This is a genomic window from Chitinophaga sp. 01L420 (assembly GCF_056399985.1).
In genome coordinates, this window is the sequence record NZ_JBFTSK010000093.1 from 1 (window position 1) to 10,104 (window position 10,104).

Annotated in this window: 10 protein-coding genes; 3 read left to right on the top strand and 7 right to left on the bottom strand. The window is 44.8% G+C overall.

Going from position 1 to position 10,104, the window contains the following annotated elements; translation table 11 throughout:
- Both AC1DP6_RS35795 and AC1DP6_RS35800 read left to right on the top strand, forming a co-directional pair.
- On the top strand, positions 1-401 hold a 401-nt coding region (locus AC1DP6_RS35795; protein ID WP_477059190.1), incomplete at its 5' end, for a cold-shock protein.
- A gap of 114 nt (positions 402-515) precedes the next feature.
- On the top strand, positions 516-1,613 hold the full coding sequence (locus AC1DP6_RS35800) for a metallophosphoesterase (RefSeq protein ID WP_477059191.1): 1,098 nt from the start codon (positions 516-518) through the stop codon (positions 1,611-1,613).
- Here the strand turns inward: AC1DP6_RS35800 and AC1DP6_RS35805 are convergent.
- Complete coding sequence (locus tag AC1DP6_RS35805; protein ID WP_477059192.1) at positions 1,601-2,599, bottom strand: sterol desaturase family protein; 999 nt, start codon at positions 2,597-2,599, stop codon at positions 1,601-1,603. The genes AC1DP6_RS35800 and AC1DP6_RS35805 overlap by 13 nt on opposite strands.
- Positions 2,600-2,748: 149 nt before the next feature.
- Between AC1DP6_RS35805 and AC1DP6_RS35810 the strand changes: the two genes are divergently transcribed.
- Positions 2,749-3,441 carry a sulfite oxidase-like oxidoreductase gene (locus AC1DP6_RS35810; protein WP_477059193.1) on the top strand — a complete coding sequence of 231 codons (693 nt, stop codon included), beginning with the start codon at positions 2,749-2,751 and terminating at the stop codon, positions 3,439-3,441.
- Between the two features lie 11 nt (positions 3,442-3,452).
- Here AC1DP6_RS35810 and AC1DP6_RS35815 read toward each other — a convergent pair whose 3' ends face one another.
- From AC1DP6_RS35815 to AC1DP6_RS35840, 6 genes are all read right to left on the bottom strand, one after another.
- Positions 3,453-4,226, bottom strand: a complete 774-nt coding sequence (locus tag AC1DP6_RS35815; RefSeq protein ID WP_477059194.1) for a class I SAM-dependent methyltransferase — start codon at positions 4,224-4,226, stop codon at positions 3,453-3,455.
- Positions 4,227-4,631: 405 nt separating this feature from the next.
- Positions 4,632-6,209, bottom strand: a complete 1,578-nt coding sequence (locus tag AC1DP6_RS35820) for a hypothetical protein (RefSeq protein ID WP_477059195.1) — start codon at positions 6,207-6,209, stop codon at positions 4,632-4,634.
- 88 nt (positions 6,210-6,297) lie between these two features.
- A complete protein-coding gene (locus AC1DP6_RS35825) occupies positions 6,298-7,281 on the bottom strand; it encodes a FecR family protein (protein WP_477059196.1) in 984 nt (327 codons plus the stop codon).
- 22 nt (positions 7,282-7,303) lie between these two features.
- Entirely contained in the window at positions 7,304-7,843 is a 540-nt protein-coding gene (locus tag AC1DP6_RS35830; protein WP_477059197.1) for an RNA polymerase sigma-70 factor, read from the bottom strand.
- Positions 7,844-7,916: 73 nt separating this feature from the next.
- A complete protein-coding gene (locus AC1DP6_RS35835) occupies positions 7,917-9,176 on the bottom strand; it encodes a serine aminopeptidase domain-containing protein (RefSeq protein ID WP_477059198.1) in 1,260 nt (419 codons plus the stop codon).
- Between the two features lie 4 nt (positions 9,177-9,180).
- Positions 9,181-10,104: SdpI family protein (locus AC1DP6_RS35840; RefSeq protein ID WP_477059199.1), on the bottom strand; the 924-nt coding region annotated here is incomplete at its 5' end.

Consider the following 10,104-nt stretch of genomic DNA (forward strand, 5'->3'; position numbering starts at 1 on the left):
GTCTGGAAGACATGATGGCGTACATCGATGAAAACGGCAACATCTCCTCTACTCCTCCCGATCCGAGAAAGAGAAAAGAAATCAATGTGGAAGACATTCAGTTAGGTGCCACCAGGCATGAACCTTCTGAACCGGTTGAGCTGATACGCAGAGGTGTGGTAAAGTTCTTCAATGAATCCAAAGGTTACGGATTCATCATTGATCAGCAAACGCAGGACAGCGTGTTTGTGCATATTAACCAGTTAACAGAACTGATTAAGGAAAAAGACAAAGTTACTTTTGAAGTTGAGCGTGGACAAAAAGGTCCAAGTGCTGTAAATGTAAAGAAAGAAGTTAAAGTGCAGGTGCAAGCGCAACAGGCGCCGCCACCACCGCCGCAGCAACAACAAGAGCAACAGTAGTCTGCAGTAGGTCTGCCCTTTTTGAAATAAATAGAATCTGAGCGGTTATGGATAACCGCTCATTTTTGTGCGTGGTAAGGATGAGATGCCCCACAACACCTAAAAGAACATGCCGTGCCAAATCCGCTGAAAAAACTCTTCCGACGCCCTATTATCTGGCTCTCCAACAGATTCTCTTCCAAACCAGACAGACAACAGGTTTTTACCTCTTTATCGCGGTTGCAGCAGGAAATTCTGCAAGGCAACCGACAGAAAGGCCTGGTGATTCCCTTTGACCAGGAAAATGCCCGTTTTATTATCTTCTCGGATCAGCATAAAGGAGGTAAAGATGGAGCAGATGATTTCATGGCCGCAGAACAGAACTACCTCAGCGCCCTTGGCTACTATTACGACCAGGGCTTTACCTTCATTAACCTGGGCGACTGTGAAGAGCTATGGGAATGCCCGCCAGCAAAGGTGATCGCAGAAAACCGTACTTCCCTGCTCGAAGAAGCCCGTTTTCTGCAACAGAAACGCTATTTCCGGGTGTTTGGCAACCATGATCTGCAGTGGCATTATAATGTACCCCGGCAGCAATTCCTGAAGCCCCTGTTTGGCAAGAAGCTGAAAGTATATGAAGGCATTATTTTACAGACCCGGTACCAGGACAATGAATTTCGCCTTTTCCTGACACATGGCCACCAGGGCGACATGCGCAGCGACGGCAATGTTTTCAGCAAGTGGTTTGTAGCCGCTATCTGGACACCGGTGCAGCGATTCTTTAAGGTTCATACCGATACCCTCTCCGACTCTTTCGACCTGGCAGACCGCCACAACATTATCATGTATGAGTGGAGTATGCAATATCAGCAGACCTTCCTCATCTCCGGCCATACGCATAAACCCGTATTTGCTTCGCTCGATCATATAGACCGCCTCACGAAGCAACTGGAAAAAGCGCAAAGCAAAGGAGACGCCGCACAGGTAAGCGTCTTACAAAAAGCTTTATCAGCAAGACAAGAAGAATATGCAGGCAAACAATTTGTAAAAACCATGGCCCATCCCTCCTACTTCAACACCGGCTGTTGCTGTTTTAGTGATGGCGACATCACCGGCATTGAAATAGCAGAAGGATTTATCCGCCTGATTAAATGGAAGAAAGATGAAAATGGACCCGGCCGCGTTGTACTCGAAGAGTCGCCGCTGTATTACCTGTTTGATCAGATGACCTGATCGGATGCCTGCTGCAGGTACGCCTGTTTCACCACTTTAGCCGTTTTATGATCACCAGTATGACTCCATCCCGGCGGCATGACGATATACAGGAACTTATTCTTTATACCCGGCGCTTTCCGGAGATCTTTCCATAGACAATACAATTCCCCAAAATATACATCCAGGAAATTATTGGGATTTATCTCCCTTGAAATACCATACTCAATCTGCATTTCCCGCTTTTCGTGCTGGAAGGTACCAAACACCTTATCCCAGATATTGAGCAGATTACAGAAGTTGGTATCCATATATAACGGGTTCTTTGCATGATGCACCCGGTGATGTGAAGGTGTCAGAATAATGGAATTCAAAAAGCCCAGCCGCCCATCTTTAATCAGGTTCTCACCCACATGAATAAACGAACCCCAGGTACCATCAATAAACATGATGATGAACAGTAGCGGCGGATTTACGCCCATTAAAATACAGATGCTGGTACGGATCACGTCTGCATAGGGTGCTTCCAAAAAGAAATGCGCATAGGTCACAGAAAGGTTCATGGATTGCGGAGCATGGTGCGTAGAGTGCAAGCACCAGAACAGGCGCACCTTATGCCCAAAATAATGATAGATGAAGTGCGAAAATTCCCAGATCACATAACCATAAATAAACCAGTACCATTTCAGCGAAGTATTGAAAAACGCATACTTTTCCAGCACACCGATACAAAACGCCACCATCGCAATAGAGATAAAGCGGGAGATAAAACGGTTCGCCACAAAGATGAAGAAAGGCATTTTGTAGTCTTCTATCTTAAAGCGTTTATAAAAGATAGCCCTGAAAATTTCCAATAGTAACAGGAAAGGAATCAGGGGAGAAATGACGGAGAAAATGCCGTTTAACGTCAGTAAGACTTTGTAGTTACCGGTTTTACACACTTCTATTAGTTGTGAAATGCCCAGGAAAGAAATCAGTTCGTGGAATAAAGTTTGAAAGAAGGCCATAACGCTGTTATTTAATTAGGTGGAACGGGCGGAAATTCATTTGTTCGTACAAAGTAACATATTGTTTAAACAAAGTACAAATTAAACCGGAATATTCAAAGCATTTCGCGCCTGCGGCTAAAGCCGTATCTTTATGGAAAGACCGTTTTATGGAAGACTCCGATAAACTGAAACGCGTAGTAGAAGCGAGGATGAAGCTAAAAACCCGCTTTGAGGCGAAGATGCAGCAAACACCCTCCATGGCCGACAGCAAGCCAAAGGGTTCGGGAAATCCTAACCGGCACGGCATGCCGGTAATACCGGTAGGACAAACCATTACGCATAAATGGCCTGTGCTGGATCTGGGCATACAGCCTGAGGTAGAAACAGCAGACTGGCGGCTGATACTGAATGGTGCAGTAGCACATCCTGTGGAATTAACCTGGGAAGAGTTCATGGCTCTCCCGCAAACAGAAGATACCTCTGACTTTCATTGTGTGACCTCCTGGTCTAAACTGAATATGAACTGGAAAGGTGTACGGTTGCTGGACCTGGCAGCACTGGTGCAGCCAGCAGATACCGCCACCCATATCCTTTGTTATGGATATGATGACTATACCACCAACGTTTCCCTGGAAGAAGCGCTCAAGCCGGATGTGCTGCTCGTGCATACCATAGAAGGCGCTCCTCTGCCGATGGAGCACGGCGGTCCGGTAAGAATGATTACCCCTGAACTATACGCCTGGAAAGGCGCAAAATGGATACACCGCATAGAATTCCTTACTACCAACAAATTGGGCTTCTGGGAGGAAAGGGGTTATTCCAATACGGCATATCCATGGCGAAATGATAGGTATAGTTAATATTAAAAGTGCTATTTGACAGCTGTTACAAAATAATCGAGACAGTCATCGCGTAAGCTATGCTGGTAAAAATCATCGTATGTGATCCCTGCGGTTACATCTTCCATTTTTTTAAGCAGCAGTAAGCGATTCATATTGTTGAGTAATGTGTAGGGGATCCTTAGTAAAAAAGCGGGCAGTCTGTATTGCAACCGAAAAATATCGAATCGTGCAATATTATTTACACTGCGTTTGTTTTCCTCATAATAGGCCATCACCACCTCATTACCATAAACCCCCTCTACTTTTGCAGTAGGAAAATGTGAATTCATTAAAGCAAACATCTCCCTTGGCAGGTATTCTCTGATATGAAACGGATTTCTGCTGAGAGATGTCAGCCGGTTGGGCGTGGTTAAAAACAGGCGGCCACCAGGTTTCAGCACACGTCTGATTTCATGCAGCAAAGCACTGTCCTCTTTGATATGTTCAATTACCTGGAAACAGATCACCGTATCATAACTATTATCTGCAATACCTGCCAGGGCCGGAAGATTGCACTGTTGAAAAGAAGCGTTGTCTGGCAGTTTACTGATCGGTTTCTTCTTATCTACAGAGYGGTAATGTGCCGTATGAGGCGCCAGCATTTCCATCCCATATCCTTCCCCACAGCCAAGTTCAAGCACATGTTTGTGCTGCAGGCTTTCCAGTGGAATTGCTTTATAGGCGAATACATGCCGTTGAAATACGTAATTATTAATGTAAGATGAATTGTTGGTTCTCTCTGCCGTTTTTAATAATGCGATCATTTGTAAAACCATCTTAAAATGTAAAAAAAGTACAACGGACATCTCCATTATACCGATGCATTACTACTACACGCAACAAATAAAAAACCCTTATAGCCTGTTATAAAAATTTATGTTATAAAAATGCTAATACCGGTGTTAGTGTTCTAAGGGATATATTATTGGATGGTTGTTACGAAATAATCAAGACAGTCAAACCCCCACCCATCCTGATAAAAATCAGTATGCGCCATTTATGCTGAATAGCTTAAAGAGGAATTATTTTGTAAATACATACCGCTGAAAAGCAGCATTGTTAGTGTAGAATAAACAGTTGCAGGTCTCTTTTTAATAATATTCTTATGTGCTGCTATCTCCCCAAAGTCAACCGGTGCATTATTATTACACACAGTAAATAAAAAGCCCTTACTTTCTTCTCTTAAAATTTATGTTATAAAATATCCCTAGCTGAAAACCTATCCATGTTTTGGTATTGCGATAGCCGTTATAAGTATCACTGATGGTATAAGGGGCGTGAATTATATTTATCCTCTGATAAACCATCTGCGGCGTATAAACCGTGTTACTGTCTGCTCTGTATTGCAGCCGTTGGCTATTGAACACAAGGCCAGCCTGCAAACGAAAGTGCTCACCCAGCTTTCTTTCGGCCACCAGGGAAAATTTCATCAAACGCATGTTCACCGATCCCGATATATGTTCGCCGATAGTATCCACAGAGCTGCCGTAGCTGAAATTCTGCAGTTGTTTACCGGTAGTCATCTGTAAGTGTATTCGCCAGTCTTCGGATATACGTGCAGCAATACCAGCTCCGACTCTAAAGCCTGCCAGATTAAAATTGGTACTGGCGGAAGCAATACCATAAAGAAAAGGAAGACCTATCTGTATAGTGGGGTTAACGTAATAACTCTCATCTCCGGTAACGCCCAGATTCAGTAAAAAAGAAAACGGCCCCTGTTCGCCACTCCTTCGTACTCCTTGTCCACCGGGCTTTTGATAGCGGTTAGAAAATGTATTTTGAAGGATCGATTTTACCAGTGAAGTTCTGATGGTGGTTGTTGACTGCTGTATTGTTATATCGAGGGGAGATGCAGATGCAGTAACTATTTCTGTGTTCTTCACTTTATTGTCTGTCGCAACTTTTAGCATTTGATTTGTCGCATCATTCGCGGGCTGTAGCTGCGTGTTGTTCGCTGAATCTTTCCCGGTAATAGCGATTATTTTATTGCGCAGTGTATCTCCCGTGCCGCTCCCCCAGCCCCAGAGCATTGATGAATCCAACTGCCAGCTGCTGAAGCGTAACAATCGATTGTGTGCAGCATCTGCGGGGGTAGAATAAGAGATTAGCCGGGCGCCTGTTGTTTTAATAGCGTTGTATCGGTTACCGGATGCAAAGGCAATACGCAGCGTGTCTTCTTTTTTGATGGAGTCGCGTTTGAGGTTACCTGCTAAACCAGCTTTTAAGGAATCTGTTTTCCTGATGGTGTCGCGTAGGCCTCCCCATACAAAGACGGAATCAGTTTTCCTGATCGTGTCAGGTGGGATAACTGCTCCGGAAACGAGCCTGCCAGAATCGGGCGGGATAACCGTACCTGAAGTGACCAATGTATCAGCAACAAAATAAATGGTGGGTATTGACTGCAGATCCCATAATGCGGGCCGCGTTGTAATCGCTTGTTTCGCAAGTGATTTTTCACTGGTGTTCTTTCTGACAGGTTCTTTTTTTGCCAGATATTTTTTAGCTGGTAGCGGGTTAGGCTTGCGGGGCGGGTTATCAATAAAAATGATATGTCCACCCAGGACGGTGTAAAAGATACCGGTATCTTCTTTGATAACAGTGAGCAACTGCGCTACCGGCATAGGTCCTTTGGGAACGTGAATGATACGTGAAGGAGGAAACTTACTGGTGTTCAGTGAAAATCTCGCACCGGTTTGATGGCTGACGATACTGAGCAGGGAATCCAGACGGATTTGCTTCGCAGGCAATATTATTTTTTGCCGCAAATTAATCCGGTTTTGCTGTGCACTGCAAACAGAAGCTGCTACAATCGGGATTAACAGCGCTGCTATATACTTAATTACATCCAATACCACTGATATACACGGTATCTTTTTCAATCCTATACTGGACATTCAACGTGATTGATATAACCTCAAAAATGAATTCAATAGATTTATTGTCGAAAGAACTACTCATGGTACAGGTTTCCAGCTTCTTATTTTTAAAAATGACTTTGATGCCGTACGCTTTTTCCATTTGAGTGGCGATCTCTTTCAGAGTGGTGTTGGTAAAATTAAAAGACCTTGTTTGCTGGTGGGTGCTATCTGTCACTGTCAGACCAAAATGGTGACTGGCGTTATTGTAGGTGCCGGTATCCCCCGCTCTTAATGTAATACCGCTGTCTCCTCTGTACATACTAACTGCACCTGATTTCACGACTACCATTATTTGGGCAGCATCTTCTGCTACATGAAAAATAGTGCCCAATACTTTTACCTGTATATCTCCCACGCTTACTATAAACGGCTTCACCGGATCTGATGTTACATCAAAAGCAGCGCTTCCGGTTAAATGAATACTTCGGGAATTACCCTGAAAGTCTTTTTTATATTTTATAGATGCACCGGCGGCGATTTCTACTACCGATTGATCTGGCAGGGTATCCTTTACCATTTGTTTATCCGCCTGTCGTATTACGAATGAATCAGGAACGGTGACATGTGCTGGTTGCAGCCACCAGTAGGCACCTGCAGCCCCCAGCAGCAGCAGGATGGCCGCAGCGATGCTCCAGCGGAGCGTTTTCACGGTAGCTGTTTTGGTGGGCTTTCTGTCCCTTCTGATCGCGGCTAACAGTTTTAGTTTATCCGGCAGTTGCCAGGTATTACCGGCAGCTGTTTGCTCCCACACCGCCATTGCCTGTACAAATAAAGCACGGTTTTCACTGGAAGCTTTCACCCAATTATCCACAGCCATGGCTTCTTCCGGAGTAGCTTCCCCGGAAAGATATTTTGCCAGTAATTCATCCTCTTCTTGTATGTGACCGGGATTATTCATCATTTAAAGTTCTAACTTCTATTTTTCATATGAAAAATAATATAATAAGGCTGATCATAATATCAAATAATTTTGCACGTAAGATCTTTAATGCTTTGCCCATTTGTGCTTCTACCGTTTTTATAGACAGTCCCATTTCCGCTGCAATGTCTGCATACTTCATTCCTTCAAACCGGCTCTTGGTAAAAATAAGCTGGCATTGAGGTGAGAGGGCGGCAATATGATCCATGATCTGTCGGTTAATTTCTTTACTGATCAGTTTATTCCCTGTATCGTGCACTGCGCTGTCGTTTTCCGATTCATACCTGGCTCTGACCTTGTCGTGTCTTTTAATGTTCAGGCAATAATGATATACCGCTGTATACAGGTACGATTTTACAGATTGCTCTTCGTCTAATGTATCTCTCTTCTCCCATAATTTCAGGAACACTGCCTGCACAGCATCTTTGGCGTTATCATTGTCTTTCAGGATAGTAAAGGCGTAACGATGCAACCCTTCATAATGGTTATGAAAGTATTGTTCAACCTGTAAAGCCAGTTTATCATCGTGTTTATCTTTCTCCAATGGCCACTTTTGCTGTTATATATACTACTAATACACCTGAATGGTCATAAACCCTTACGTGCCGGAAAAATAATTATTGGCGGATAAAAGATACCAGTGCCGGAATTAATTCAGGCGACAAAGGTAATGGACTCTTTTTATCCGGAGAAATACCGTTGCTGTTTTTTAATGCGTGTGTCATGCCTTCTATCAGCACCAGGTTAGTACCTGGTTTGCAGTCCTGCAGCATGGTTACCTGGGCGGGTGACACCTGTACATCGGCAGCCCCACCTACAATCAACACCGGTATCGTTAGGGTTGGCAGTAAAGCGCAGGGATCGAAACGGAAGGTACTTTTCCAGTAGTTAAAGTTGCCCGTGTTAAACAAAATATGTAAGTCCGCGGGCACTCTGGCAGGCGTTTTATCCTGCCGAAGGTCATTTAAAATGCTGACTGATTGCTGATACAACGAGTCCGACAATCTTGGCTTCAGTTGTTCCAGCAGCACTTTATCAGTCGTTTCTCCTGGGGTAGATAAGGGGATCAGACATTTCAGGTGGCTATGCTGCGCGAGTATAAGCCCAATGATGCCACCTTCACTGTGCCCTATAACGGATATACTGGAGAACTTCCCGCTTCGCTGCAAGTGGGCTATGCAGGCCTCCGCATCTGCCGTATAATCATCTATTGTCAAGGTCATCAGTGATTTTTGGAATGCGGTGCTTTGCCCGGTGCCGCGTTTATCATACCGCAAAGAAGCGATACCGCTGGCTGCCAGTCCCTGGGCCAGTTGCTGATAGGAAAAGCTTTCCGCCGCCGGAAGAAACAGGCTGTTTCCATTACGATCTGTAGGGCCTGAGCCGGCGATGATCAACACTACCGGGCCATGCTGCTGACCTTCCGGCTGTGTAAGCGTACCATATAACACTCCACCGTCAATAGTGTTGACAGTATCTGTTATTTCATTAGCATTCAGCACCATTTGTTTGGGCTTAGATCCGGTGATGAAAAAGCCCACTATCCGGTTGTCATTATCCAATGCAACGCGGAATGTCAGGGTAGCGCGTTCAAAATTATTCTCTGCGGTAACGATATAATGTTCTCCCTCCCGTACTGTTTTCTGCGAGGTCAGCGCCTCCCACTTTCCATTGGCCTGTTCCACCTGCGACCATACGCCTTTCAGCATGTCTGCATTCAGTTTTTCTTTCATGGCGGGCGCCATGTATTGCATTGCGTTGGTCCAGTTAGCTTTGCTCATTTGCTCAAAGAAGCTTTTGACTACCACATTTTGCTGTTGTGCAGCGGCGTGTTGAAGGAGGCAGAACGAGAGGACGAAAAAGAAGAAGCGTTTCATATGTTCAGGGTTGATGAATCAATTTTTTATATATAATATACGAATAAGCGGCAGGCACCAGGGCAGTTATGAACAGCACCGACAACAGGATATAATGCGACTGCTGTTCATTGGCAATGAGTGTAGCGATAAAGCCAGCCACCCCAAATACAAATAACATAATCCCTCCCATCCGATGCGTTTTACGCCATACCGTTTCATTTTTCAGTGTCCAGGGAGTACGGATGCCCAGGTAAGGATTGGGGCGTACATTATACAGCAGGTTGCCGCAAATGGCGAGGAATACCAGGATAAACTGCGGAACCATTTTGTCTGCACTTATTCGTCCTGCTACCAGCAAAGCACATAGCGGACCAATCGACACTACTACATGTGTGCTGACCCAGATGATCACATAGGATTTACGTGCCAGCGGCTTTTCTTCGCTATGACGATACAGCACTGAATATAACCTGTAAATAAACAGATTGAGCAACACCAGTAAAGCAATGCCACCAATATAACTCCACATGGTAGCGCTTCCACCGGTTAATTTACCGGCAGCCACCAGCATTTCATACACCGGGATAGCGCTGAACAACAGGACCAGTCCTGCTTTCAGTGAATATAATATGGGCGCCAGCAAAACAGATTGATGCCGAAAACCTGCCTGCCATTTCTTTGCAAACAAAGGAAAGCTCAATGAGAGATAGACCACCAAACAGGCAAAGAACATGGCAGTAACGAATCCTCCCGGAGCCATACGTCCATTTACCACCCATTGCCCGCTGCCATCTATCGTATAATGAGAGGGTACCAGTTCCGGTAGTAACGGTTTCAGATAATAATATACCAGGAAAGGGCAAGCCATGGCTACTATCAATGGTACTTCTTTCCACCATTTATTTTCCTTCATACCGGGCTGTTGTTTTTTTGGGGAGTGGTAAGG